This is a genomic window from Streptomyces sp. NPDC045778, from assembly GCF_056431945.1.
On sequence record NZ_JBWKJZ010000027.1, the window covers coordinates 63,596 to 88,654 of the forward strand.

The window sequence follows — 25,059 nt, forward strand, 5'->3', positions numbered from 1 at the left end:
CAACTCTGGCACATCTTCACCGGGCCCCGGCGCGGGGGTCCGCTAGGAGACGTTCGTCCGCAGACCTGGGGGATATGCCGTTTTCGCACTCCCTCGCCGGTCAGCGGGAATTGCCACTCTTCGGTGAGCCTTGTACGGCTTTCTCCTGGCGGCCCACGGTCGCAGGGCGGGCCGCCGGGAGCACGTGCGCGGGGCGGACCTCACACGTTTGGGGGCGCCCCCTCGATCGGGCGTCCGAACACGCCCGGTCGCTGCTGCCAGGGCAGCGGTCCTTCCGGCCTGCGGTAGGAGACACCGAAGGCGTCAAGTCGCGCGTAGTGGGCCGTCATTCGCTCCTCGAAGGCCGCGAAGTCGCGCTCGGCGGGGGCGGGAAGCTCGCTCCAGGCGACCTCCGAGAGCGCCGCGAGCCTGGGGAAGACCTGGTAGTCGACGCGGTCCTCGTTCTCCATCACCTCGGTCCACACGTTGGCCTGGGTGCCGAGCACGTGCCGGGCCTCGTCCTCGGTGAGCTTGTCCGGCACCGGCTCGAAGCGGTAGACGTCCTCCAGCGTGCGCACCCAGCCGATGGGCACCGGCTCGTCGGGGCCGCCGTGCTGACGGTGGTCCAGATACACGTGCTGCTCGGGGCACATGACGACGTCGTGGCCCGCCTTGGCCGCCGCGATGCCGCCGCTGTAGCCGCGCCAGGAGGACACGGCCGCGCCCTCCGCGAGCCCGCCCTCCAGGATCTCGTCCCAGCCGATGAGCCGACGCCCGCGCGCGGCCAGCCACTTGTCGAAGTGCCGGATGAACCAGCTCTGCAACTCGTCCTCGTTGCTGACCCCGAGCTGCTCGATGCGGTCCTGCGCGACCTGGGAGTCCTTCCACTGCTCCTTGGGGCACTCGTCGCCGCCGACGTGGATGAACGTCGACGGGAACAGCTCCAGGACCTCCTCGAAGACCCCTTCGTAGAAGCGGAGGGTGCCCTCGGTGGGCGCGAGCACGTTCGGCGTGACGCCCCAGTTGTCCCAGACGGACAGGGCGTTCGTGTCGATGACGTCGGCGTTGCCGAGTTCCGGATAGGCGGCGATGGCGGCCTGCGAGTGCCCCGGAATCTCGATCTCCGGTACGACGGTGATGTGCCGCGCCGCCGCGTAGGCGACGATCTCGCGGATGTCGTCCTGGGTGTAGAAGCCGCCGTGCGGGTTCTCGTTCCACAGGTCCGACTGGCGGTGGCCCCACTTGGTGCGCGACCGCCACGCGCCCACCTCGGTGAGCCGGGGGTAGCGCTTGATCTCCAGGCGCCAGCCCTGGTCGTCGGTGAGGTGGAAGTGGAAGACGTTGAGCTTGTGCGCGGCGAGCAGGTCCAGATAGCGCAGGACCCCGTCCTTGGACATGAAGTGCCGCGACACGTCGAGCATCATGCCGCGCCAGCCGAACCGGGGGGCGTCCTCGACGACGCCCTCGGGGACGGTGAGCGTGCCCTCCGTGGCGAGCGGGGCCCGGCGGAAGGCGTCAGGGCCGAGGAGTTGACGCAGCGTCTGGGCGCCCCAGAAGACGCCGGCCGGGCCGCCGCCGCGGATCTCGACGCGGTCGGCGGTGACGGTGAGCCGGTACGCCTCGGCCGCGAGGGCCCCGCCCTCGTCGTCGACGCGCAGGACGACGGTGCCCGGGGCGGTCTCCGCGCCCGGCGCGAGCGGCAGATGGAAGGTGCCGCCCAGCGTCGCGCGCAGCCAGCGCTCGGTGGACTCGGTGCCCGGGCCCGCCCAGAGCGTGGTCGACCTGTCGACGGTGAAGCCGGTGCCGCCCGGTGTGCCCTCGGCGCGTGCGGGCGCCGGGATCAGTTGCTCAAAGGTCATGGGGAGGAGGCTGCCACGGCCTTGCACAGGGCAAAAGGGCCTTTGCGGCATATGCAACGGGGGCCGGTCCCGGGGCCGTGGACGGCCCTCGGCGCCACGCCCCTCGCCCTCGGGCGCCGGACCTGACCCGGAGCGCGCACGCCCAGGTCAAGACACGGGTGAGCCCCCGGCGCGCGGGCAGGCGCGGCGGGGGCTCACACAGATCGGCCGGGCAGGGGAACGGCTACTTCTTGCCGCCGTCCTTACCGCCCTTGTCCTTGTCGCCGCCGGCGCCCATGGACTCGTAGATCTCCTTGCACATGGGACAGACGGGGTACTTCTTCGGGTCGCGGCCGGGGACCCACACCTTGCCGCAGAGCGCCACGACGGGAGTCCCGTCGAGCGCGCTCGCCATGATCTTGTCCTTCTGGACGTAGTGCGCATAGCGCTCGTGGTCGCCGTCACCGTGCGACACCTGTGGCGTCGGCTCTACGAGGGTCCCCGTACCTGCCCCGCGCTCGGGCTCGGGCTCAAGAGTGCTCATAGGTGCCAAGGGTACTCACGCCCGGCGCGTCCTGGCAGCGGCTGTCGGCTCCGCGCGCACCGCGCCCCGCCACCAGGTGCACGGCGAGGCCCAGGGCCGCGACCCCGGCGGCCGCCCACGGCAGCGCGCCCGCGCCGAGGCCCGCCGAAAGGGCGAGTCCCGCGACGCCGGACCCGACCGCGCTGCCCAGGTAGAGGGCGGAGTTGTTGAGGGCGAGGGCCACCGTGCCGCGCTCGGCGCTGAGGGCCAACAGGCGGTGCTGCTGCGGCACCTGGAAGGCCCAGCCCGCCGCGCCCCAGACCACGAGCGCGGGGAAGGCCGCGGCACCAAGGAGCGGAAGAGAGGCTTCCGATACGACCAGGAGCGCCGTCACCCCGGTCACCAGGGCGAGCACCCGGCCCGTACGGTCCACCAGCGGCCCCGCAAGGACGCTGCCGAGCACCCCGCCGATCCCCCACGCCCACAGGTACGGCGCCACGTCGCCCTCGCCGACGCCGCCCACCGCGTCCAGGACCGGCGCCAGGTACGTGTACAGGCCGAGGCTCGACACCGCCCCCAGGAAGGACACGCCCACGACGGGCAGCACGGCGCGGTCCGTGAGCGCCCCGAGCCGCGCCCGCACCGGCACGGCGGGCGCCGCGGGGATCTCGGGCAGACCCACCGCGAGCCCCGCGAGGGCGACCGCGCCGAGGCCCGTCACCAGCCACATGGTCGAGCGCCACGAGGTGTGGTCGGCGAGCAGCACCCCCAGCGGCACGCCGAGCACCGTGCCCGAACTCATGCCGCCCATCACCAGGGCGAGCGCCCGGCCGCGCCTCTCGGGTCCGGCGAGCGCGGCGGCGGCCGCCGTGGAGAGCGCCGAGTACACCCCGGCCCCCACGCCCGCCACCGCACGGGAGACGAGCAGCACCGCGAGGCCGGGCGCGAGCGCGGTCAGGGCGTTGCCCACCGTGAACACGGCGAGGGCCGCGATGATCAGCACGCGCGGGCGCACCCCCGCGAACAGGCCCGCCACGAGCGGCGCGCTCACCGCGTACGCGAGCGTGAACACGGTCACCATCTGCCCGGCGAGGGACACGGTCGTGCCCAGATCGCCCGCGACCACGGGCAGCAGCCCCGCCATCACGTACGCGTCGAGCCCCAACGTGAAGGCCCCCAGCATCAACAGCCAGATCTTCCGCACCGACGATCAGCTCCCTTCAGGCAGCGGGTAGTCCGGTGCGGAAACGTAGGCAGTCTCCGGATCGGCAGGGAAATGCCCGTGGAGTGCGCTTATGCTCGGCAGGCATGGATCCTTCGAGCACTGTCAGCGCCGTGGAGCTGCGGCATCTGCGCGGCTTCCTCGCCGTCGCCGACGAGCTGAGCTTCACGCACGCGGCGGCCGCGCTCGGCATCGGGCAGCCCGCGCTCACGCGGACCGTGCGGGCCCTTGAGGAGGCCGTCGGCACCCGCCTCGTCGACCGCACCACGCGCCACGTGGGCCTCACCGACGCCGGGCGCCGCCTGCGCGACGACCTCGCGCCGCTGCTCACGCGCCTCGACGCCGCGCTGCGCGCACCGGGCGCCGGGCGGCCGGAGCTGCGGCTCGGCTTCACCTCCATGCTCCCGGAGGTCTGCGGGCCGCTCACCACCGCGTTCAAGGAGGCGACCGGGGCGCTCGTGCGCCTGGTGCGCCGCGACGAGCCGCTGGCGGGGCTCACGTCGGGCGCCTGCGACGTGGCGGTCGTACGCGGTGATCTGCCGGAAGGGGTACGGGGCCGGAAGCTGCTCGACGAGCCGCGCGTCGCCGTGCTCGCCCGCGGCTCCGGGGCGCTCGCGGGGCGCCGCGTCGTCGACTGGGCGGAGCTGGCCGCGTACCCGCTGGTGGTGAACACCGTCACCGGCACGACCCGCCCCGAGCTGTGGCCCGCGGGCCGCCGCCCCGACCTCGCCTGCACCGCCGACAACTTCGACGAGTGGCTGGAGGCCGTCGCCGCGGACCACGGCGTCGGCGTCGCGCCGGAGCCGGTCGCCCGCCGGTACGCGCACTCCGGACTGCGCTACGTACGCCTGAAGAACGCGCCCCCGGTCACCGTCCACCTGGCCGTCCCGACGCAGGATCCGCACCCGCTGGCGGACCGGTATCTGCGGACGGAGACCGGCTGACCGGACGTCAGTTCAGCGACGGGTCGTCCGGATACGTCGCCACCATCGCAAGGTCGCTGCGCTGGCGCCGCAGCACCGACCGCCACAGCCGCTCCGGATCGGGCGACGAGACGTCACCGGGCTCGGACTCGACCACGTACCACGCGCCGTCGACCAGTTCGTCCTCCAGCTGGCCCGGGCCCCAGCCCGCGTACCCCGCGAAGATCCGCAGGGAGCCGAGCGCGGCGGCGAGCAGCTCCGGCGGTGCCTCCAGGTCGACCAGGCCGATCGCGCCGTGCACCCGCCGGAAGCCGACGGGGTCGTCCCGGCCGGGCCTGCGCCGGGCGCCCGCCGCGGCCCCCTCGTCACCGGGGATCACCGCGACGCCGAGCGCCGAGTCGAGGGAGACCGGGCCGCCCTGGAAGACCACGCCCGGCGCGCCCGCAAGCTCACCCCAGCCCTCCAGGATGTCGCCGACGCCGACCGGGGTCGGGCGGTTGAGGACCACGCCCAGGGAGCCCTCCTCGTCGTGGTCGAGGAGCAGCACCACCGCACGGTCGAAATTGGGGTCCGACAGGGCCGGCGTGGCCACGAGCAACCGCCCTGTGAGCGAGGACACCTCGGTCATGCCAGACATGATCCCGCATCTTGGGCTCGCGCGGGGAGGCAATGGCCCCACGGAAGTGCGCGCAGTTCAGGGCGTACGCGGGCGGCCCTGGCGGCGCACGGGGAAGGTGACCCTGAGCGTCCGGTTCCGCACGGTTCGTGTTGTAGCGGACTCATGACGTGCTTGTGCCCCCTTGGACCTACGGACGGGGGTCGGGCGGCCATTACGCTTTCCCTTTGATCCCCCCGTCCACCTCATCGGAACGCGAGATTGATGACCGTCAACGGCACCCAAGACGTACTGCTTGTCCACGGCGGAACCCCGCTGGAGGGCGAGATCCGTGTCCGCGGCGCGAAGAACCTCGTGCCCAAGGCCATGGTCGCCGCGCTGCTCGGCAGCGCTCCGAGCCGTCTGCGCAACGTTCCCGACATCCGCGACGTCCGTGTCGTACGCGGTCTGCTGCAACTGCACGGCGTGACGGTCCGCCCGGGTGAGGAGCCGGGCGAGCTGGTGCTCGACCCCTCGCATGTGGAAAGTGCGAACGTCGCCGACATCGACGCGCACGCGGGCTCCTCGCGGATCCCGATCCTGTTCTGCGGCCCGCTCCTGCACCGCCTCGGCCACGCCTTCATCCCGGGTCTCGGCGGCTGTGACATCGGTGGCCGGCCGATCGACTTCCACTTCGAGGTGCTCCGCCAGTTCGGCGCGACCATCGAGAAGCGCGAGGGCGGCCAGTACCTGGAGGCCCCGCAGCGCCTGCGCGGCACCAAGATCCGCCTGCCCTACCCCTCCGTGGGCGCCACCGAGCAGGTCCTGCTCACCGCCGTGCTCGCCGAGGGTGTGACGGAGCTCTCGAACGCCGCGGTCGAGCCGGAGATCGAGGACCTGATCTGCGTCCTGCAGAAAATGGGCGCGATCATCGCCATGGACACGGACCGGACCATACGGATCACCGGTGTCGACAGCCTCGGCGGCTACAACCACCACGCCCTCTCGGACCGCCTTGAGGCCGCCTCCTGGGCTTCCGCGGCCCTGGCGACCGAGGGCAACATCTACGTGCGCGGCGCCCAGCAGCGCTCGATGATGACCTTCCTGAACACGTACCGGAAGGTCGGCGGCGCCTTCGAGATCGACGACGAGGGCATCCGCTTCTGGCACCCCGGCGGTCGGCTGAAGTCCATCGCCCTGGAGACGGACGTCCACCCCGGCTTCCAGACCGACTGGCAGCAGCCGCTGGTCGTCGCCCTGACGCAGGCGACGGGCCTGTCCATCGTCCACGAGACGGTCTACGAGTCCCGCCTCGGCTTCACCTCGGCGCTGAACCAGATGGGCGCCCACATCCAGCTCTACCGCGAGTGCCTCGGCGGCTCGGACTGCCGCTTCGGCCAGCGCAACTTCCTGCACTCCGCGGTCGTCAGCGGCCCCACGAAGCTCCAGGGCGCCGACCTGGTCATCCCCGACCTGCGCGGCGGCTTCTCGTACCTGATCGCCGCCCTCGCCGCGCAGGGCACGTCCCGGGTCCACGGCATCGACCTGATCAACCGGGGCTACGAGAACTTCATGGACAAGCTCGTGGAGCTGGGCGCGAAGGTCGAGCTGCCGGGCAGCTAGCCAAGCGCACGAAGGGGCGCGGGGCTCTGTCGATTTGCGGCTCCGCCGCGCGGGCGCGCCCAGCCACGACGCCGCCGCGGACGAAGAACCACAGCACAACGCCAAAGGGGCGGCCACCCGAACCGGGTGGCCGCCCCTCGCTGCTGAAGGCTACTTGCCCTTCGCGGCTTCCTTGAGCTTGCTGCCCGCCGAAACCTTGACGCTGTAACCGGCCGGGATGTTGATCGGCTCGCCGGTCTGCGGGTTGCGGGCGGTGCGAGCGGCACGGTGGGTGCGCTCGAAGGTCAGGAAGCCGGGGATGGTGACCTTCTCGTCGCCCTTGGCAACGATCTCGCCGACGGTCTCGGCGAACGCGGCCAGCACGGCGTCGGCGTCCTTGCGGGTCACCTCGGCGCGGTCGGCCAGCGCGGCCACCAGCTCACTGCGGTTCATGTTTGTACTCCCGTGTTCTTCTTGCCGTTGAGGCGTGCCACGCGGCGGAGCCGCATGTTAGGCAACAGCGAAGCCGATGCTGCCAGGGTCTCGGTCAGGCCCAGGACCCGGGTCTTGGTCAGACCCTCGCGCCCAGAGACGCATCCTGCCCCCACCTGCGGCGGGAAAGCCAATCCGGCACCCCTGGGAGTCACACGAAAAGCGCCCATTTCGTTAAGGTGCCTCGAAATGGTGACGCTCCGTCCGCTCCCGGAGCGGTGCCGCAGGCGTGCGGGCCTGGTCAGGGCGGCGCGGGCCGGCAGGCCCGTGCCCAGGCCACCCTAGAGGCCCGCTGAGGGCGGTGTTCCACGACGCGCCGTGCCGACGCGCCGTGGCACCCGTCACAGACGGGGGCTCAGCCCGCCACGCCCGCGGCCTTGGCCGCGGTGCGCACCGCCCCGGCGACAGCTCCCGCGACCTTGTCGTTGAAGACGCTCGGGATGATGTAGTTCGGGTTGAGTTCGTCCTCGGTCACCACGTCCGCGAGGGCGGTCGCGGCGGCCAGCATCATCTCGGTGTTGACCGTGCGCGACTGGGCGTCGAGCAGGCCGCGGAAGACGCCGGGGAAGACCAGGACGTTGTTGATCTGGTTCGGGAAGTCCGAGCGGCCGGTGGCCACGACCGCCGCCGTCTGGCGGGCGATGGCCGGGTCGACCTCCGGGTCGGGGTTCGCGAGCGCGAACACGATGGCGTCGTCGGCCATGGCCGCGACGTCCTCGCCGCCGAGCACGTTCGGCGCCGAGACGCCGATGAACACATCGGCGCCGCGCACGGCTTCCTTGAGGGTGCCGGTGATGCCCTCGGGGTTGGTGTTGTCGGCGATCCAGCGCAGCGGCGAATCGGCCGCGGCGTCCACCAGGTCCGCGCGGTCGGCGTGCACGACGCCGTGGATGTCGGCGACGACGGCGTGCTTGACGCCCGCGGCGAGCAGCAGCTTCAGGATGGCCGTGCCGGCCGCGCCCGCGCCGGACATGACGACCCGTACGTCACCGATGCTCTTGCCCACCACGCGCAGCGCGTTGGTCAGCGCGGCGAGCACGACGATCGCGGTGCCGTGCTGGTCGTCGTGGAAGACGGGGATGTCGAGGGCCTCGCGGAGGCGGGCCTCGATCTCGAAGCAGCGGGGCGCCGAGATGTCCTCCAGGTTGATGCCCGCGAAGCCCGGCGCGATGGCCTTGACGATCTCGACGATGGCGTCGGTGTCCTGGGTGTCCAGGCAGAGCGGCCAGGCGTCGATGCCCGCGAAGCGCTTGAAGAGGGCGGCCTTGCCCTCCATGACGGGCAGCGCGGCCTTGGGGCCGATGTTGCCGAGGCCGAGGACGGCCGAGCCGTCCGTCACGACCGCGACGGAGTTGCGCTTGATGGTGAGGCGGCGGGCGTCCTCGGGGTTCTCGGCGATCGCCATGCACACGCGGGCGACGCCCGGGGTGTAGACCATGGACAGGTCGTCGCGGTTGCGGATGGGGTGCTTGGACGCCATCTCGATCTTGCCGCCGAGGTGCATCAGGAACGTACGGTCGGAGACCTTGCCGAGGGTGACGCCCTCGATGCCGCGCAGCTCCTCGACGATCTCGTCGGCGTGCGCGGTGGACGAGGCGGCGATCGTGACGTCGATGCGCAGCTTCTCGTGGCCGGACGCCGTGACGTCGAGGCCGGTGACGGAGCCGCCGGAGGACTCCACGGCCGTGGTCAGCTGGGAGACCGCGGTTCCGCTCGCGGGCACCTCCAGCCTGACCGTCATCGAGTAGGAGACGCTGGGCGCCGTTGCCATGGCGGACTTCCTCTGCTTTCACCTTGTAGCTGTTGCCGTCCGATGGTCGCACCTACCCCTGAGTACGTGGTAGCCGCCCCGGATTGAGAACGTTTTGTTCACCGTAGTTTCGGAAAACTACTTCCACCATACGAGAAGTGCCGGGTCCGGGGAAGGGGCGCTCGCGTCGAGAGCGGGCAAAGAAAGTCGGGAGCGGGCAAAGAAAAAGGTCCGCGTCACGGATGACGCGGACCTCTTCTCACGTTGAGTGACACCGACCCGCCATGCTCGCCTCGCGGCAAGTGGTCGCTCGTAGCGACGAAGGTTGGGCCCGGGGGCTTGGATCGAGCCGGTGCCACATCAACGGTAACAAACGAATCCCGTAAGGCAATTCCCGTAGCAGGGGGTCATTCCCTGAGCAGGTCCGGCACGCCGTCCGCGTCCGGCTCGTCGCGCTCGCCCGACAGGACCGTGAGCTGCTGGGTGGCACGGGTCAGCGCCACGTACAGGACGCGCAGGCCCGCCGGGGACTCGTCGGCGATCTCGGCGGGCGACACGACGACCGTCGCGTCGTACTCCAGGCCCTTGGCCTCCAGGCTGCCGAGCGCCACGACGCGCTCGCCGAGCCCGGCGAGCCAGCGGGCCGCCTGGTCGCGGCGGTGCATGGCGACGACGACGCCGACGGTCCCCTCGACCTCGTCGAGCAACCGGGCCGCCTCCTCGCGCACGGACCCGCCGAGGTCCTTGCCCCGTACGACGGCGAAGCGCGGCTCGACACCCGTGGAGCGGACGGCGGAGGGCGACTCGGAGCCGGGCATGGCAAGGGCCAGGACCTTGGCGGCGAGGTCGGCGATCTCGGCGGGGTTGCGGTAGTTCACGGTCAGCGTGAAGCGGCGGCGCGGGCGGGTGCCGAGCGCCTCGTCGCGGGCCGCGGCGGCCTCGTCCGGGTCGGACCAGGAGGACTGCGCCGGGTCGCCCACGACCGTCCAGGTGGCGTGGCGGCCCCTGCGGCCCACCATGCGCCACTGCATGGGCGTGAGGTCCTGGGCCTCGTCGACGATGACGTGCGCGTACTCGGTGCGCTCGGCGGCGAGCCGCTCGGCCCGCTCGCGCTGGGACTCCTCGCGCACCGGCATCAGCTCGTCCAGGCCCGTGAGCTGGTCCAGCGGGTCGAGGTCGCGCTTCTTCCGCGGCCGCGCGGGGGTGCCGAGGATGGCCTGTAGCTCGTCGAGGAGCGCGATGTCGTGCACGGAGTACGCCTCGCGGCGCAGGGAGCGGGCCAGCTTGCGGACCTCACCCGGGGAGAGGACCCGGCGGGCCCAGCGGCCGAGGCGCCTCTCGTCGGCCATCGCGCGCAGGACGCCGCGGGGGGTGAGGACGGGCCACCACGCGTCCAGGAACGCGATGAACGCGTCCTCGGTGGTGATGTCCTCGTCGAACGACGAGCGGAGTTCGGCGGCGAGTTCCGGGTCGCTGTGCCGGGTGGCCGCGCCGGACCTGTCCCAGAGGGCGTCCAGGAGGAGCTTGCGGGCGCGGGGGCGCAGGAGGTTCACCGGCGCGGTGCCGCCGAGCGCGTTGCGTCTGATGCGGGCCAGGTCCTCCGCCTCCAGCTCCAGGCGGCGGCCGAAGGCCACCACGCGCAGGCGGGTGGGGGTGCCGGGCGCCGTCGGCCGCTCCGGGTCCGGGAAGAGGGTGCCCTCCTCCGCGGGGGCCGGCGCGGCAGGGGTCTCCAGGGCCCCGCGCGCGGCCTTGCGGAGGATCTTCAGCATGCGCGAGGAGCCCTTGACGCGGGCCACCGCCGGGGTGTCGTAGACCGTGGCGTCCACGCCGTCGACGAGGGAGCCGACCGCGCGGATGGCGACCTGGCCCTCCTCGCCGAGGGACGGAAGCACGCCCTCCGTGTAGGCGACGAGGAGAGGCGTCGGGGAGACGATGAGGATGCCGCCCGCGTAGCGGCGGCGGTCCTGGTAGAGGAGGTACGCGGCGCGGTGCAGCGCGACCGCCGTCTTGCCCGTGCCGGGCCCGCCCTCCACGTACGTCACGGACGCGGCGGGCGCGCGGATCACCTGGTCCTGCTCGGCCTGGATGGACGCCACGATGTCGCGCATGGTGTGGCTGCGGGCCTGCCCGAGCGCGGCCATGAGCGCGCCGTCGCCGACGACGGCCAGCGCCTCGCCGTCCAGGTACGCCGTCAGCTCGGGGCGCATCAGGTCGTCCTCGACGCCGAGGACCTTGCGGCCCTTGGAGCGGATGACGCGGCGGCGCACGACCCGGCCGGGGTCCACCGGGGTGGAGCGGTAGAAGGGGGCGGCGGCGGGCGCGCGCCAGTCGATGACCAGCGGCGAGTAGTCCGCGTCCAGGACGCCGATGCGGCCGATGTGCAGGGTCTCGGCGATGTCGGCCTGCTGCCCCGACCCGTTCTCACGGACCGCGCCCTCGGCGGGTTCGACCGCCGTGTAGGCGCCGTCGGGGCCCTTCTTGCCGTCCTTGCCGAGCAGGAGGTCGATGCGGCCGAAGAGGAAGTCCTCGAACTCGTTGTTGAGACGGTTGAGGTGGATGCCCGCGCGGAAGACCTGCGCGTCGCGCTCGGCGAGCGCGCCCGGCGTACCGACCTGGGAACGCTGGGCGGCGTCGTTCATCAGGAACTCGGCCTCGTGGATCTTCTCCTCCAGGCGGCGGTAGACCTGGTCGAGGTGTTCCTGTTCGACGCTGATCTCGCGGTCGCGTACGTCGGCCACCGGGGCCCCTTTCCTGACGTGCTGCTGCTCGTATTGAGCAGCCGTCCACCGTACGCGAAAGGGGGCCCGCTTGTGCAGTCTCGTACGCCGTCCGTCGCCAGGCCGTGACCCGGGGCTTTGCTGGTCAGAGCGGTGGCCGGGGCCGTGCGGGCCTCAGACGTCCACCGACACGAGGCGTTCGCCGTCGAACGTGGTGACCTCGAAGCGGTCGATGTCGGCGCGGTCGAAGGCGGCTCCGCCGTGCACGTACAGCGGGTTGCGGGCCCATTTGTTCGGGCTGTCCTTGATGCCGTAGCCCCACTTGGGCACCGACCAGGACGACACGGTTTCGCGCTTGCCGTCCTTGCCGACCGCGACGAGGGAGCACTTGAGCGGGCCCTTGACGTTCTTCAACTCCAGGACGGCGTGGGTGCCCCAGGCCTTCTTCTCGGTGCCGACCGTGGCGGTGACCTTCGTCTTCGGGTCGGTGGCGGAGTTCATCTCCTTCATGTGGTGGAAGAAGGCGTCCTCGGCGGGCGATGTCGGGTGCGGGTCGACCGCCACCTGCCGCTTCGAGCCGTCGTCACCGCCGTCGGCCGCGACCACCGCGAGGGGCCCGCCGATGATCAGCGCGGCCGCCGCCGCGACCAGGTACAGGCCGCGCCTGCGCCGCCGCGCGCGCCGGTCCGCGACCTCGTCCACGAGGCGTTCGGCGAGGCGCGGGCCCGGCCGTGCGGCGAGCTGCTCACCGATGCCGGGCAGGCCGCGCGGCCGGGGCACCGCCGAGGCGTCCCGCCCGTCCGGCTGGCCGCTCGCCCCCGGGAGGTCCGCGAGGGCGGCGAGCATCGGCTCCATGCCGGAGAACTCCTCCAGCTGCCGGGCACAGATCTCGCAGCCCGCCAGGTGCGCCTCGAACTCGGTGGCCTCCGCGTCGTCCAGGATGCCGAGGGCGTAGGCGCCGACGGTCTCGTGCACCGCGCCGGGACCCCGCGGGTCATGGCCGTGTGCGTCGTACGGCGTACTCATGCCGTCACCCCCCGCTCCTCCAGAGCCAGCTTCATCGAGCGCAGCGCGTAGAAGACCCGCGAGCGCACCGTCCCACTGGGTATGCCCAGCGTCTCGGCCGCCTCATTGACCGTACGCCCTTTGAAGTAGGTCTCGACAAGTACCTCCCGGTGCGCGGGAGTCAGGTCCTCCAGCGCGTCCGAAAGCGTCATCAGCCACAGCGCCTTATCGATCTCGTCCTCCGCGGGGATGACCTCCAGCGGCGACGGGTCGACCTCCTGCGGCCGGGCCTGCCGGCTGCGGTGGCCGTCGATGACGATGCGGCGCGCGACCGTCACCAGCCAGGGGCGTACCGAACCGGTCGCACGGTTGAGCTGACCGGCGTTCTTCCAGGCACGGATGAGCGTTTCCTGCACGACATCTTCGGCGCGCTGCCGGTCTCCCGCCACCAGGCGCAGCACATAGGCGAGAAGTGGTCCCGCGTGCTCGCGGTAGAGCGCGCGCATCAGTTCCTCGTCCGGCTCCGGCGCGGGCGCCGCACGATGCCGGTGCGGGCGTTCATCGGCCACGGCGGAATCCTTGCGCACGTCTGCCTCCGCTGTCCGCGCTTCGGCCCGGCTGGCCCGCGCTGGCTGGTCATCAGGGACATACGGACAGAGCGGGGGGTGTGTTCAGGCAGCGGCGAGGTTTTCGTCGCTCACGCGCGCGTGAGTCCCGCCGCCCGCCGCCGGTGCCGGGCCACCCGCTCCCGGTTGCCGCACACCTCGCTGGAGCACCAGCGGCGGCGGTGCCCCCGTGACGTGTCGAGGTAGACGATCGGGCAGCTGTCGCCCTCGCACCGGCGCAGCAGCGAGCGGGCCACCGGGTCGGTGAGCAGCTCGACCGCGTCGCGGGCGACGGCCGCGAGCAGGGCGGCGCGCCCCGGCGTGCCGTGCAGCGCGCGGGTGAGGCTGCCGTCGGCGTGCCGGACCGCGCGCGGGGCGGGCGGGGCCGCCGCGGCCAGCGCGTTCACGCGGGCGAGCGCCGCGTCGGCGGGCCGTCCCGCCAGCTCGCCGCCGACCAACCGGTCGATGTGGCCGCGCAGTTCGCGGAAGGCGGCGAGCCAGGTCGGCTCGGCCTCCGGCAGCGGGGTGCCCGGCGGGACCAGGCCCGCGCCGGCCAGCCAGGCGCACAGCCGGCCCACGTCGTCGAGCCGCTCCACCGGGTGGGTCGTCGCGAGGAGGTCGAGGCAGGTCCGCCCCGAGTCGAAGCGCAGCTCGGCGTACGCGAGCTTGGGAGCGGGCTTGTGCGCGGGTTCGTACGGGTCCTTGTACGTCGCCTTGTGCGGGGGCTTGTGCGGGGCCTCCTGGGGGGCCGCACTCAACGCCATGCGCGTGTCACCGCCTCGGTGTCGCCGGTGAGTCGGGGCCGTTCCGGTCGTGGCGACGCGCGGGTGCGTGCCGTCCGTACGCCCGTCCGTACTCCTACAGTGCCCTTCCCGGCGCGGGTCCGGAACCCCTGCCACCGCGCGCGGACGCCCTCGTGGCAAGACGGGCGTACCGCGGGCGGAGACGCGCGCTTATGCCGGTGCGCTCGCCGGCCATGGTCCCGGCGGTGGCGCGCGGCTTGACTCGACGGCATGACGAACAACGGCACACCTCGTACCGGCCGGCCCGCCGACGGCGTCACCCTGGGCGCGGCGGCGCTCACCACGGGCCTGATGGCCGGGTCCTTCTACGTCTTCGCGTGCGCGGTCATGCCCGGCCTCGCGCGCAGCTCGGACCGCGCGTACATCGAGGTCATGCAGCACATCAACGACGCCATCGAGAACCCGGTGTTCTTCTTCGGCTTCTTCGGGGCGCTGCTGAGCACCTGCATCGCCGCGTGGCGGCTGCGGCGCACGCCGCTGCGGTGGTGGGTGTGCGGCGCCCTGGCCGCGTACGCGCTCGCCTTCGTGCTCACGGCCGTGGTGAACGTGCCCCTGAACGACGACCTCGCCGCGGCGGGCGACCCGGCGCTGACCGCGGACCCGGCCGCCGTGCGCGCGGACTTCGAGGACCCGTGGGTGGCGTGGAACATCGTGCGCGCGGCCCTGTGCACGCTCGCGTTCGGCCTGCTCGGCCGGGCGCTCGTGCTGCGCGGCAGGCCGGCGGGCGCCCCGGCTCAGGCCCCGTACTTGGACCCGGCCGCGGGGTCGAGCGCGAGCCGGTAGCCCCGCTTGACCACGGTCTGGACGAGCTTGGGCACCCCGAGTGCCGTGCGCAGGCGGGCCATCGCGGTCTCGACGGCGTGCTCGTCGCGGCCCGCGCCCGGCAGCGCCCGCAGCAGCTCGGCGCGCGCGACCACCCAGCCGGGCCGCCGCGCGAGCGAGCGCAGCAGCGCCATCCCCGCGGGCGGCACGGCCCGCAGCTCGCCGTCCACGAGGACCGCGTGCCCGCGGATCTCCACCCGGTGCCCGGCCACCGGCAACGCGCGGGCCCGCGCGGGCAGTTCCTGGCACAGCAGCTGGACGAGCGGGCCGAGCCTGAACCGCTCCGGCTGGACGGTGTCCACGCCGACGCCCTGGAGCGGCAGCGCGGTCACCGGGCCCACGCAGGCCGCGAGCACGTCGTGCGCGAGGGCGGCGCGCAGCTCCCCCGCCATCCCCCGGTCGTCGGCCCGCGCGAGCAGCGAGGCGGCGGCGGGCGCGCTGGTGAAGGTGAGCGCGTCGACGCCGCGCCCCACGGCCGCGTCCAGGAGCCGGTCCACGGGCGCGAGGTCGGCGGGCGGCAGCCACCGGTACACCGGCACGAGGACGACGTCCGCTCCCCCGGCCCGCAGCGCCTCCACGAACCCGGGCAGCGGCTCGCCGTGCAGCTGGAGCGCGACCCGCCGCCCCGCGACGCCCTCGGCGAGCAGCCGGTCCAGGACCTCCGCCATCGACTCCGACGACGGCGACCAGTGCTCGACGAGCCCCGCCGCCCGCACGGCGCCCTTCACCTTCGGCCCCCGCGCGAGCAGCTCGACCCCGCGCAGGCGCGCGAGCAGCGCCTCGCCGTGCCCCCAGCCGTCGGCGGCCTCCACCCACCCCCGGAAGCCGATGGCGGTGGTGGCGACCACGACGTCCGGCGCGTGGTCGATCAGCTCCTTGGTGGCGGCCAGGAGCCGCCCGTCGTCGGACAGCGGCAGGATCCGCAGGGCGGGCGCGTGCAGCACGGTGGCGCCGCGCCGCTGGAGCAGCGCGCCCAGCTCGTCGGCGCGGCGGGCGGCGGTGACGCCGACGGTGAACCCGGCGAGGGGGCCGTGCTCGTGGATCACGTTCATGTCTGGCGTCCCGCTCGTCGTAGGTGCTCGGTGGGTGCCCGGTGGACCACGGAGCCTGCCAACGGCCGGTGACGGCCCTGGATCCCCGCGATGTCCACCGTGTTACGTCACACCTCGGCGTACGACAGCTCCCGCTCGGCACCCGCGGCGGTCGCGGACGGCGTACGGGCGGCGGACCCGCGGAGGTATACGGCCCAAGTGACCCCGAAGCACAGGGCGTAGAAGGCGAGGAAGGAGAGATAGGCGCCGGTCCCCGAGCCGACGCTCTGGAACGACTGCCGGAACGCGAGGTTGATCCCGAGCCCGCCGAGCGCGCCGACGGCCCCGATCAGCCCCATGGCGGCGCCCGAGAGCCGCCGCCCGTAGCGGTCGGCCTCGTCCCCGGTGAGCCCCTTGCGCAGGGCCTTGGCCTGGAAGATGCCCGGGATCATCTTGTACGTGGAGCCGTTGCCGAGGCCGCTGAGCACGAAAAGCACCACGAACGCCCCGGTGAAGAGCCCGAGCGACTCCCGGACGGAGGCCAGCACGACGACTCCGGTGGCGGCGGCCATGGCGACGAAGTTGCCCAGGGTGATCCGGGCCCCGCCGTAGCGGTCGGCGAGCCGCCCGCCCACGGGCCGGACGAGCGAGCCCAGCAGCGGCCCGACGAAGGTGAGCTGCGCGGCCTCCAGCGGGGTGCGCCCGAACTGGGTCTGGAGCACGAGGCCGAAGGCGAAGCTGTAGCCGATGAAAGACCCGAAGGTCCCCACGTACAGGAACGCCATGATCCAAGTGTGCGGGTCGCGCGCGGCCTCCCGCGCGGCCCCCGTGTCGTTGCGCACGGAGGCGATGTTGTCCATGAACAGCGCGGCACAGACGGCGGAGACGACGACCAGCGGGATGTAGACGCCGAGCAGCAGCCGCGGCCCGCCGCCGGCCCCGATGACGGCGAGCGCGACCAGCTGCACCACGGGCACGCCGATGTTGCCGCCGCCCGCGTTGAGCCCGAGGGCCCAGCCCTTCTTGCGCAGCGGGAAGAAGGAGTTGATGTTGGTCATGGAGGAGGCGAAGTTCCCGCCGCCGATGCCGGTGAGCAGCGCGCACGCCATGAACGTGCCGTACGACGTGCCGGGCTCCATGACGGCGAACGCGGCCACGGTGGGCAGCAGCAGGAGGCCCGCCGCGATGACCGTCCAGTTCCGTCCCCCGAACCGGGCGACGGCGAAGGTGTACGGGACGCGCACGACGGCCCCCACGAGCGTCGCCATCGACACGAGGAAGAACTTTCCCGCGGGGTCGATGCCGTACTCCGGGCCCATGAACAGCACCATGACCGACCACAGGGTCCACACCGAGAACCCCACGTGCTCCGAAAGGACCGAGAACGCCAGGTTCCGCCGGGCGACGCGCTCCCCCTCCCGCTCCCAGAACCCGTCGTCCTCCGGATCCCACCGCTGGATCCACCTGCTCCCTTTGCCCCACGCCCTCATGTCAAGCCTCCCCGGCCTCCGACTGGTGACCCCGAAGGTAGGGACGGCTCGTTTCAGCCCTGTGCCGACGGGTGACCACTGGGGAACGTTGGGCTCACGGCGGGGGGCGAGGGGCGGTGAGGGGCCGGCGGGCCGGCGGGGGCCGGGCACGCGACTGCCCCGGCTCCAGGGGCGGTGAGGGGCCGGGCACGCGACCGCCCCGGCTCCGCGAGCCGGGGCAGCCTCGCCTCTCGTCGCCTCTCGTCCCTTCCCCTCAGCGGTTCACGGACTGGATCTCCTTGACCACGACGTCCTCGTCCGCGCCGAACTCGCCGTCCGGCAGGTCGTCGCCCTTCTCCGTGGTGCTCGTCCAGCTGATCTTCCAGGTGACCGTGGCCTTCAGGCCGTACGAACCGTTCCCCGACGACCGCAGGTACTTCACCCCGCAGGGCGGCGTCTCCTCGCCCCTGCCCTTGGCCCAGGGCTCACCGATCCGCCCCTTCACCACGGGGCACTCCCCCGAGGCGGGATAGGTCTCGGCGTCCTTCGTGCCGGGCTCGACCCGCAGCGAAACGGGCTTCGCCGTCGTCGTCGCCGAAAGCCCGGTCCCCGGCAGACTCGCCGTGACCGAAACCTCCTTGAACTTCGCCTCGTCCGACCACACCCAGGTGGGGAGATTCACCTTGGTCTCGGTTTTGGGGGCCATGGTGATCTCGGTGTCCGGCAACGGCAGTTCGTCATAGGCGTACTCCGCGAGAACCCTGGGTGTAATGGCCAGCGGCTCCTTCGGCGTGTCGTTGTTGGGCACCCAGAAAGGCAACTTGTCGCAGGCGCTCGCCTCCGGCTCGTCCTTCCTGTTGGGATTGATCGCAGCGGCCCAGAACATGCCCTTGCCCTGCTCGTCCAGGTTGTAGTCCTTGTACGGCTTTCCGTCCTTGTAGTACGCGTCGAACAAGTCCCCGACCAGGTCGCCGAGCCCCAGGATCTTCACCTTCCGCCACTTCTTGACGGTGGCCTCGATCTCCTTGGGCGAGAAGGCGGGTTCGTACCAGCAGGCGGGCGGCGTCCAGTCGCCGTCCACGGATGAGAGAACACCGGTCTTGCCCGAGCCGGCGTTGCCGTTCACCGTCGTCTGGACCCTGGTCTTCACGTTGATGGTGCGGCCGTTGGCACCGCCTTCGGCATCCTTGCTGGTGCCGCCGGTGTTCGTACGGTCGGCCCAGGCCACAGGGGCCGCTTGAGCGGTGATCAAGAGCGCGGCGACAAGAGTCAACGCCGCGGGCCTGGCTACGTGCTTCACGGTTGGCACACCTCACTTCCCCGCTTCGAGATGCTCCTCGTCGTCTGCCACACGCCCTTGCCGTTCTTCCGCAGGCGGTCGTTGTAGAAGACGTACGAATCCTTGGAGACCTCGCTGACGTTGGTCTTGCCCGTCTTGACGTCCTTCGTGTAACCCTTCGATTCGTCCGCGCAGTACGTCAGTCCGGCCGAACCGTCCTTGCTGAACGAGACTTTGCGGTCGAAGTAGCGAACGGTTCCCGTCACGGTCGTCCCGTCCTTGATGAAGCCGCCGATCCAGTCGACCGACCCCAGATAGGCGGAGTCCTTGCTGTAGAAGGCGACCGTCTTGGACTTGGGGTCGCGCGCACCGATCGCTTCGTCGATGGCACGCAAATAGTTCGCGTTGTCCCTCAGGACAGCGTCCTTCTTGGAATCGCCCACCGTGTCAGGGGTGAAGACGAGCGTGTCCCCCTCGGGCAGCTTGATCCGAGGTCGGTCTATCGCGTCGGTCGACCCCTTCGGCTCCGGCGAAGCGGACGTCGTCGTACCGGAGCCCGCGCCCTCGATCTTGTCGTCCCCGTCAGAGCCGCCGTCCCCGCCGCCGCAGGCAGCGAGTGACAGGACTGCGGCAGCGGTCACAGACGCGGCGGCGAGCAGTGTGGGTCGGCGGTTCACAGTCAGCTCCCATGGGGCGTGGGTTCACTTGAGTGAACCCACGCTATCCACGGGCAAAGCCGCGCGCGACGGTGAGGTTTGCCGAGGACGGGGGCAGAAGGGGGCATACCCCCGCCGCCCGGCGGGGGTTGTTGCGTAACGGTCGCAGAACGCGGCAGGGCCGGTTACGCCCCCTCGCGCTCCCGCCCAGGAGCCCCGTCCGGCCACACCCGTGGCCTCCGCCGCGCCGCCAGGTCCTCCACCCAGCCCACGGCCAGCACCATCACTCCGATCAGCGGCCACACCAGCATGAACATCCACATCATGTACGTCGAGTCGAGCGCCGCCATCGCCCGCTCGTCCATGAACGGGAGGTCGTACGCCATATCGATCAGTGGGACCGTCGCCAAGATCAAGAGGTTGTGCCAGAGGTAGATCGTGACGGCACGATTGTTGGAGAGGGTGATGAGCTTGTCCCAGGCGGCGAGGCGGCCGGGGAGGCGCTGCCAGGACGGGGAGTGGACGAGCAGGACGGTGACGAAGCCGAGGGACCAGGTGGCCTGGGCGAGGGGGATGTCGTTGAGGTCCCAGCCGTCGGGCCCGAGGTGCCCGGAGGCCCACCACAGGCCGAAGGCCATGGTGAGGGAGGCGAGGGAGACGGCAAGATAGCGCGGGACCCGCGCGAGGACGCCCTCCTGGTGGGCGAAGCCGAGGATCCAGCAGCCTCCGTAGACCGCGAAGTCGGTGACGGCGTCGCCCGTTTCGCCGGGGATGTGGACGAGTTCCGTGGTCAGCAGGGCCGTCAGGGCCAGGGGTGCGAGGAGCGTCGGCCAGGGCGCGCGGCGGAAGGCCCGCAGCAGCAGCGGCGAGGCGAGTACGAACCACAGGTACGCGCGGAGGTACCAGAGCGGTCCCACCGCCTGCACGGCCCAGGTGTCCTCCAGGAGGCCCGCCTTGTCGCCCAGGTGCCAGGGAAAGGGCGGCGCCCCGACGGGAAGGACGTAGTGCGCGAGGCTCAGCAGGCCCCAGGCGCCCTCGTGGTCAGGGTCCTCGCCCGGCTTCCAGCCCGCGGCGAGGAGCAGGAGGAGGGCGACCGCGCCGAACACCCACAGCGGCGGCAGGAGGCGGCGTAGACGGGACGTGATGACCTGCCACGCCGGCCGTTCCAGGGAGCGCGCCGTCAAGGAGCCCGCGAGCGCGAACATGACGCCCATCGAGGGGAACAGGATGGTCAGCCAGGCCCAGCCGAAGAGGTGGTAGACGACCACGCGGACCAGGGCGAGGGAGCGGAGGAGGTCGAGGTAGCGGTCCCGGGGGGCCGGGGCCGGGGCCGAGGGGGCTTGCGCGTCCGGAGTGGGAAGCGCCCCCGCGCGCGTGGGGTGCGTCATGCCACCGTCCCCCCTTCCGCGCCGCCCTGCCACCGCCGCGCCACCGCGCCCGGCGCCTCCACCACGCCCGTGCGCCGCAGCTTCTGCCAGCGCAGCCGACCGCCGGTGAGGGCGGTGATCCAGGACTGGAGCAGGACCACGTACATCAACTGCCGGTAGAAGATCTGCTGGAGCGGCAGCGAGAGCAGATGGGTCGGGCGCTCGCGGTCGAGGCGGAAGGCGTACGCCGCGCACACCGCCTGGACGGCGAGGACGCCGAGCCAGGCCGCGACCGTCTTCTCAGTGGGGCCGAAGACCAGGCCGTAGAGGAGGAAGACGTCGATGAGGGGCGCGAGGAGCGGCGCCAGGACCGTGAACAGGGACACCAGGGGCAGGCCGACGCGGCCGAAGCGGCCCGAGGGGCCGGAGTCGACGAGCGCGCGCCGGTGCTTCCAGATCGCCTGCATCGTGCCGTACGACCAGCGGTAGCGCTGCGACCAGAGCTGGCGCACGGTCTCGGGGGCCTCGGTCCAGGCGCGGGCGTTCTCGGCGTAGACGACGCGCCAGCCGTCGCGGTGCAGGGCCATCGTGATGTCGGTGTCCTCGGCGAGCGTGTCGTCGCTCATGCCGCCGACCCGCTCCAGGGCGGAGCGGCGAAATGCGCCGACGGCACCGGGGATGGTCGGCATGCAGCGCAGCACGTCGTACATGCGCCGGTCGAGGTTGAAGCCCATCACGTACTCGATGTGCTGCCAGGCGCCGATGAGCGAGTCCCTGTTGCCGACCTTCGCGTTACCCGCCACGGCGCCGACGCGCGGGTCGGCGAAGGGCTGCACCAGCTCCCGTACGGTCGACGCCTCGAAGACGGTGTCGCCGTCCATCATCACGACGAGGTCGTGGCGCGCGTTGGCCAGGCCCCTGTTGAGCGCCGCCGGCTTGCCCGCGTTGTGCTGGCGGACGACGCGTACGTTCGGCAGGCCGAGGTCCTCGACGATGCGGGCGGTGCCGTCCGTCGAGCCGTCGTCGACGACGAGGACCTCGATGGGGTGGTCGCTCGCCATGAGGGAACGGACGGTGTTCTCGATGCACTTGGCCTCGTTGTAAGCGGGCACGAGCACCGAGACCGGCTCCGTCACGGGCGCGCCCCACCGGAAGCCGTGTTTGCGGACGCGACGGGTGTGGAGGGCGGAGAGCGCCAGCATCAGGGCGAACCGGCCGAGGACCAGGAAGCCGATCACCGCGAGACCCACGACCAGGATGCCCGTGATGTGCTCGGCGGCGGTGACCAGGGCGATCCAGATCCGGCCCTGCCACAGCGCGACGCCGGTCACGCGCGCGTGCGCGCTGGGGGCTTCCAGGGCCTCGGTGAGGTGGGTGAAGCGGTAGCCCTGCTGCTTCAGCGTCGGCAGGAGGCGGTCGAGGGCCGCCACCGTCTGGGAACGGTCGCCGCCCGAGTCGTGCATGAGGATGATGGCGCCCTTGCCGTTGGCCGGTGTGGCGCGGCGGACGATCTCGGCGACGCCGGGGCGCTTCCAGTCCTCGCTGTCGGTGTCGTTCAGGACGGTCAGATAGCCGCGGCTTCCGATGTGGCGTGCGACCGGCCACGACCTGTTGTCCATGGCGTCGGCGAAGGAGGAGTACGGCGGGCGGAAGAGCGAGGTGCGGATGCCCGCCGCGCCGGCGAGCGCCAGCTGGTTCCGGGACAGCTCCTGGTCGACGCGGCCCTTCGACTGGTACGACAGGTCCGGGTGGTTGAAGGTGTGCAGGCCGACCTCGTGGCCCTCGCGGACCATCCGCTCGACCAGGCCGGGGTGGCGCGAGGCCATGGTGCCGGTGACGAAGAAGACGCCGTGCGCGTCGTGCGCGGCCAGGACGTCGAGGATCTTCGGGGTCCACTCGGGGTCGGGGCCGTCGTCGAAGGTCAGCACGATGTGGCGGTCGGGCACGCGCAGGGTCTGCTCGCGGTCGCCGCGCGTGTCGATGACCGGGCCGCCGCGCAGGACGCCCTCGGGGACCTGGTCGGTGGCGGCGGGCGGGCGCACGCGGTGGTCGGCGAGGATCTCGCTGTGCACGTACCCGCGGAGCAGCAGCATCGCGAGCAGGGCCACGAGCAGGAGGCTGGGCAGGAGATAGCGCATGGGGAGGCGGCGGCCGGCCCGGCGCAGGGGCGCGCGGACAGGGGTGGGCTCGGCGCGGTGGGACGTACCGCGCACGCCGGAGCGGGAGTTCATGGCTGGGCTTCCTCCGGTGGGGCGGTGCCCGCCTCGGTCTCGGACGGTGTCCCGGAGGCGGCCTCGCCGCCCGGCTCGCCCGCCTCCGCGCCGTCGCCCGAGCCGCTGCCGGCGCCGTCGCCCTCGGGGGTCGGGGCGGCGGGGGGCTCGGGGTCGGGCGACGGCTGGGTGGCCGGGGGCTCGGGGGCTCGCGTGGGGGCCGGGGCGGGGGTGCCGCCGCCGTCCTCGGGCCGGGGCGCGGGCCGGCCGCCGCCGTGGGTGGGGGCCGGGGCCGCGGTGCGGCGCGGCCCGCCGCCGTCGCGGGCCGCGGGAGGCGCGGCCGGGCCGGGGCCGCCGGTGGGGACGACGATCCGGTCCGGGGCGCTCCCGCTCGTCGTCCGCGAAGGGCCGGACGACGGCCTCGTACCGGAAGAGCCGGAAGAGCCGGAAGAGTCAGAAGAGCCGGGAGTGCCGGTGGAGGACGAAGGGGATGAAGGAGATGTGCCGGACGAGGGCGGCGAACCCGGCGACTCCGCCGGCCCGTTCGGCGTGTCCACCTTGCTCGCGGGCTTGTCGTCCTTGGGGTCGGGCACAGGCAGCCAGGGCGCGCTGGAGTTGCCGGAGGCGAGGGTGGCGACGATGACCACCGCGTACCCCGCGCAGGCGAGGCCGACGAAGGTGCCGACGCGGCGGTATCTGCGGCTGCGGCGGCCCGTCTCGTCGACGAACACCGGCCCTTCGGCCATGCCTGTGGTGTCTGAAACTGTGCTCATGACATGTGTCCCGTCGGCACCGGCGGTGGCCTCGCCCGCCAAGTGCCGCCCGACGCCGTCGATCTGGACCGTGACCTCGTGCGGGTCGTGCGCGTAGGCGGCGGGGGCCGCCGGGCCGACCGGCGTCCGACCCCTCGGGCCACCGCGCGGGTCACCGGACGAATCGCCTGGTAGACCGCCTGTCAGCACGCTCGTCGGGTCGTCCGACAGTGTGTTCTCACGCCACGTTTCGCTGCGCACGCGCTACCCCCCAGTGGACCGATGCGGGCGCGCTGACGGCTCCCCGGGCCTCGCCGTCCGGACCGGGCCCCCACCCGGCCCGAGCACCCCTCTTATCACACCGCACCCGGGCCACGAATGTAGCGCACGCCGCTGACAACCGTGTTTTCTCGCCAGTCTTAACTCACCATGATGAGTGCATCGTTGTCTGGAATCCATCCATTCGCGGGCTTGACCAGCCAGCCTTCCGCCCCTGCGAGTTCGGCCGCCGCGCGCCGCAGCGCGTCGAGACCGGGGTGGTCGAGACCGCGCCGCCACACCAGGGACACCGGCGACAGCGGCACCGGGTCGACGAGCGGCCGCAGCACGGCACCGGGCAGCTCGGGAAATCCGACCACGGCGAGCACGGGGTTGCGGTGCTTGGCCATGATCCGCGCGAATTCCTCGGGCCCGACGGCAAGGGGGGCGGGCGGCGCGACCTCGATGCCCCGGCCCGCGAAGAGCCGCTCGGCCAGGTCGGTCCACTCCAGGGTGCGGTCGTTGCCCGCCCCCGCGTACACGCGCTCCCCCGCGAGCCGGGCCAGCGGCACCTCGTCCAGGGCCGCCAGCGGATGCCCGGCCGGGAGCAGCACGGCCATCGGCTCGTACCGTACGGGCTGTTGCGCGAGCCCGGCGCGCAGAGCCGCGGGCAGCCCCGCGTACCGGCCGAAGGAGGCGTCGATCCTGCCCGCCGCGATCTCGGCAGCCGCGCCCGTCAGACCGCTCTCGAAGCGGGCCATCAGCTCGCAGTGCGGGACCAGTTGGCGGGCCCGCTCCAGGATCCGCCCGAAGACGAGGCCGGGGCTGTTGAGGTCGACGAGGAGGGGGCGGGCGGTGGCGGTGCTCCCGCGCGCGAAGGCGGCCGTCAGCTCGTCCTGCGCCTCCAGGACCCGCCGGGCGTACGGGAGCAGCCGCTCGCCCTCGGCCGTCAGCGCGACCTGCCGCGTCGACCGGGCGAACAGATCCACCCCCAACTCCCGCTCCAGGCGCCGCACATCACGGCTCAGTGCCTGCTGGGCGACGTAGAGGCGGGCCGCCGCGCGGGTGAAGTGCAGCTCCTCGGCGACGGCTACGAAGGCGCGGAGCAGGCGGGGCTCCACATCACGGGGTGCTCCGGGCGGTGAGATGACCATCCCGGGA

The 25,059-nt window shown here is 72.5% G+C and carries 21 protein-coding genes; 3 read left to right on the top strand and 18 right to left on the bottom strand.

Annotated elements, in window-relative coordinates; genetic code table 11:
- Positions 1 to 200: 200 nt before the first annotated feature.
- From AC07GB_RS29325 to AC07GB_RS29335, 3 genes are all read right to left on the bottom strand, one after another.
- Positions 201 to 1,838, bottom strand: a complete 1,638-nt coding sequence (locus tag AC07GB_RS29325) for a beta-N-acetylhexosaminidase (protein WP_478850630.1) — start codon at positions 1,836 to 1,838, stop codon at positions 201 to 203.
- Between the two features lie 223 nt (positions 1,839 to 2,061).
- Complete coding sequence (locus tag AC07GB_RS29330; RefSeq protein WP_037825937.1) at positions 2,062 to 2,361, bottom strand: DUF3039 domain-containing protein; 300 nt, start codon at positions 2,359 to 2,361, stop codon at positions 2,062 to 2,064.
- Positions 2,348 to 3,544, bottom strand: coding sequence for an MFS transporter (locus AC07GB_RS29335; protein ID WP_478850632.1), 1,197 nt, complete (start codon positions 3,542 to 3,544; stop codon positions 2,348 to 2,350). The genes AC07GB_RS29330 and AC07GB_RS29335 overlap by 14 nt, the downstream gene beginning before the upstream one ends.
- Positions 3,545 to 3,648: 104 nt before the next feature.
- Here AC07GB_RS29335 and AC07GB_RS29340 point away from each other — a divergent pair, with 104 nt between their 5' ends.
- The gene (locus AC07GB_RS29340) at positions 3,649 to 4,506 is read left to right on the top strand and encodes a LysR family transcriptional regulator (RefSeq protein WP_478850634.1); all 858 of its coding nucleotides are present in this window, start codon (positions 3,649 to 3,651) and stop codon (positions 4,504 to 4,506) included.
- Positions 4,507 to 4,513: 7 nt separating this feature from the next.
- Here the strand turns inward: AC07GB_RS29340 and AC07GB_RS29345 are convergent, their stop codons facing one another.
- Complete coding sequence (locus tag AC07GB_RS29345) at positions 4,514 to 5,122, bottom strand: YqgE/AlgH family protein (RefSeq protein ID WP_478850635.1); 609 nt, start codon at positions 5,120 to 5,122, stop codon at positions 4,514 to 4,516.
- A 243-nt stretch (positions 5,123 to 5,365) separates the two neighbouring features.
- Between AC07GB_RS29345 and murA the strand changes: the two genes are divergently transcribed.
- Entirely contained in the window at positions 5,366 to 6,703 is a 1,338-nt protein-coding gene (gene murA, locus AC07GB_RS29350) for a UDP-N-acetylglucosamine 1-carboxyvinyltransferase (RefSeq protein WP_478850637.1), read from the top strand.
- Between the two features lie 150 nt (positions 6,704 to 6,853).
- Here the strand turns inward: murA and AC07GB_RS29355 are convergent, their stop codons facing one another.
- The 6 genes from AC07GB_RS29355 to AC07GB_RS29380 form a co-directional block, all read right to left on the bottom strand.
- A complete protein-coding gene (locus AC07GB_RS29355) occupies positions 6,854 to 7,135 on the bottom strand; it encodes an HU family DNA-binding protein (RefSeq protein WP_016645140.1) in 282 nt (93 codons plus the stop codon).
- 394 nt (positions 7,136 to 7,529) lie between these two features.
- A complete protein-coding gene (locus AC07GB_RS29360) occupies positions 7,530 to 8,945 on the bottom strand; it encodes an NAD-dependent malic enzyme (RefSeq protein WP_478850639.1) in 1,416 nt (471 codons plus the stop codon).
- Between the two features lie 386 nt (positions 8,946 to 9,331).
- A complete protein-coding gene (locus AC07GB_RS29365) occupies positions 9,332 to 11,662 on the bottom strand; it encodes a HelD family protein (RefSeq protein WP_478850641.1) in 2,331 nt (776 codons plus the stop codon).
- A 153-nt stretch (positions 11,663 to 11,815) separates the two neighbouring features.
- On the bottom strand, positions 11,816 to 12,667 hold the full coding sequence (locus tag AC07GB_RS29370; RefSeq protein ID WP_478850643.1) for an anti-sigma factor family protein: 852 nt from the start codon (positions 12,665 to 12,667) through the stop codon (positions 11,816 to 11,818).
- Positions 12,664 to 13,233 (bottom strand): sigma-70 family RNA polymerase sigma factor, encoded by a 570-nt coding sequence (locus AC07GB_RS29375; RefSeq protein ID WP_138959997.1) that lies wholly within the window; start codon positions 13,231 to 13,233, stop codon positions 12,664 to 12,666. The genes AC07GB_RS29370 and AC07GB_RS29375 overlap by 4 nt, the downstream gene beginning before the upstream one ends.
- 110 nt (positions 13,234 to 13,343) lie before the next feature.
- On the bottom strand, positions 13,344 to 14,015 hold the full coding sequence (locus AC07GB_RS29380; protein WP_478850645.1) for a CGNR zinc finger domain-containing protein: 672 nt from the start codon (positions 14,013 to 14,015) through the stop codon (positions 13,344 to 13,346).
- Positions 14,016 to 14,264: 249 nt separating this feature from the next.
- Here AC07GB_RS29380 and AC07GB_RS29385 point away from each other — a divergent pair, with 249 nt between their 5' ends.
- Positions 14,265 to 14,837 carry an anthrone oxygenase family protein gene (locus AC07GB_RS29385; protein WP_478850647.1) on the top strand — a complete coding sequence of 191 codons (573 nt, stop codon included), beginning with the start codon at positions 14,265 to 14,267 and terminating at the stop codon, positions 14,835 to 14,837.
- Here the strand turns inward: AC07GB_RS29385 and AC07GB_RS29390 are convergent.
- From AC07GB_RS29390 to AC07GB_RS29425, 8 genes are all read right to left on the bottom strand, one after another.
- Positions 14,789 to 15,928 carry a uroporphyrinogen-III synthase gene (locus AC07GB_RS29390; protein WP_478850649.1) on the bottom strand — a complete coding sequence of 380 codons (1,140 nt, stop codon included), beginning with the start codon at positions 15,926 to 15,928 and terminating at the stop codon, positions 14,789 to 14,791. The genes AC07GB_RS29385 and AC07GB_RS29390 overlap by 49 nt on opposite strands.
- A gap of 107 nt (positions 15,929 to 16,035) precedes the next feature.
- The gene (locus tag AC07GB_RS29395; protein WP_478850651.1) at positions 16,036 to 17,397 is read right to left on the bottom strand and encodes a nitrate/nitrite transporter; all 1,362 of its coding nucleotides are present in this window, start codon (positions 17,395 to 17,397) and stop codon (positions 16,036 to 16,038) included.
- A 253-nt stretch (positions 17,398 to 17,650) separates the two neighbouring features.
- The gene (locus tag AC07GB_RS29400; protein WP_478850653.1) at positions 17,651 to 18,676 is read right to left on the bottom strand and encodes a hypothetical protein; all 1,026 of its coding nucleotides are present in this window, start codon (positions 18,674 to 18,676) and stop codon (positions 17,651 to 17,653) included.
- On the bottom strand, positions 18,673 to 19,332 hold the full coding sequence (locus AC07GB_RS29405; protein WP_478850655.1) for a hypothetical protein: 660 nt from the start codon (positions 19,330 to 19,332) through the stop codon (positions 18,673 to 18,675). Before AC07GB_RS29405 ends, AC07GB_RS29400 begins: the two co-directional genes overlap by 4 nt.
- Before the next feature lie 164 nt (positions 19,333 to 19,496).
- Entirely contained in the window at positions 19,497 to 20,699 is a 1,203-nt protein-coding gene (locus AC07GB_RS29410) for an acyltransferase family protein (protein ID WP_478850657.1), read from the bottom strand.
- On the bottom strand, positions 20,696 to 22,909 hold the full coding sequence (locus AC07GB_RS29415) for a bifunctional polysaccharide deacetylase/glycosyltransferase family 2 protein (protein WP_478850658.1): 2,214 nt from the start codon (positions 22,907 to 22,909) through the stop codon (positions 20,696 to 20,698). Before AC07GB_RS29415 ends, AC07GB_RS29410 begins: the two co-directional genes overlap by 4 nt.
- Positions 22,906 to 23,661, bottom strand: a complete 756-nt coding sequence (locus AC07GB_RS29420; protein ID WP_478850660.1) for a hypothetical protein — start codon at positions 23,659 to 23,661, stop codon at positions 22,906 to 22,908. Before AC07GB_RS29420 ends, AC07GB_RS29415 begins: the two co-directional genes overlap by 4 nt.
- Positions 23,662 to 24,059: 398 nt before the next feature.
- Positions 24,060 to 25,052, bottom strand: coding sequence for a LysR family transcriptional regulator (locus AC07GB_RS29425; RefSeq protein ID WP_478850662.1), 993 nt, complete (start codon positions 25,050 to 25,052; stop codon positions 24,060 to 24,062).
- Between the last annotated feature and the right edge of the window lie 7 nt (positions 25,053 to 25,059).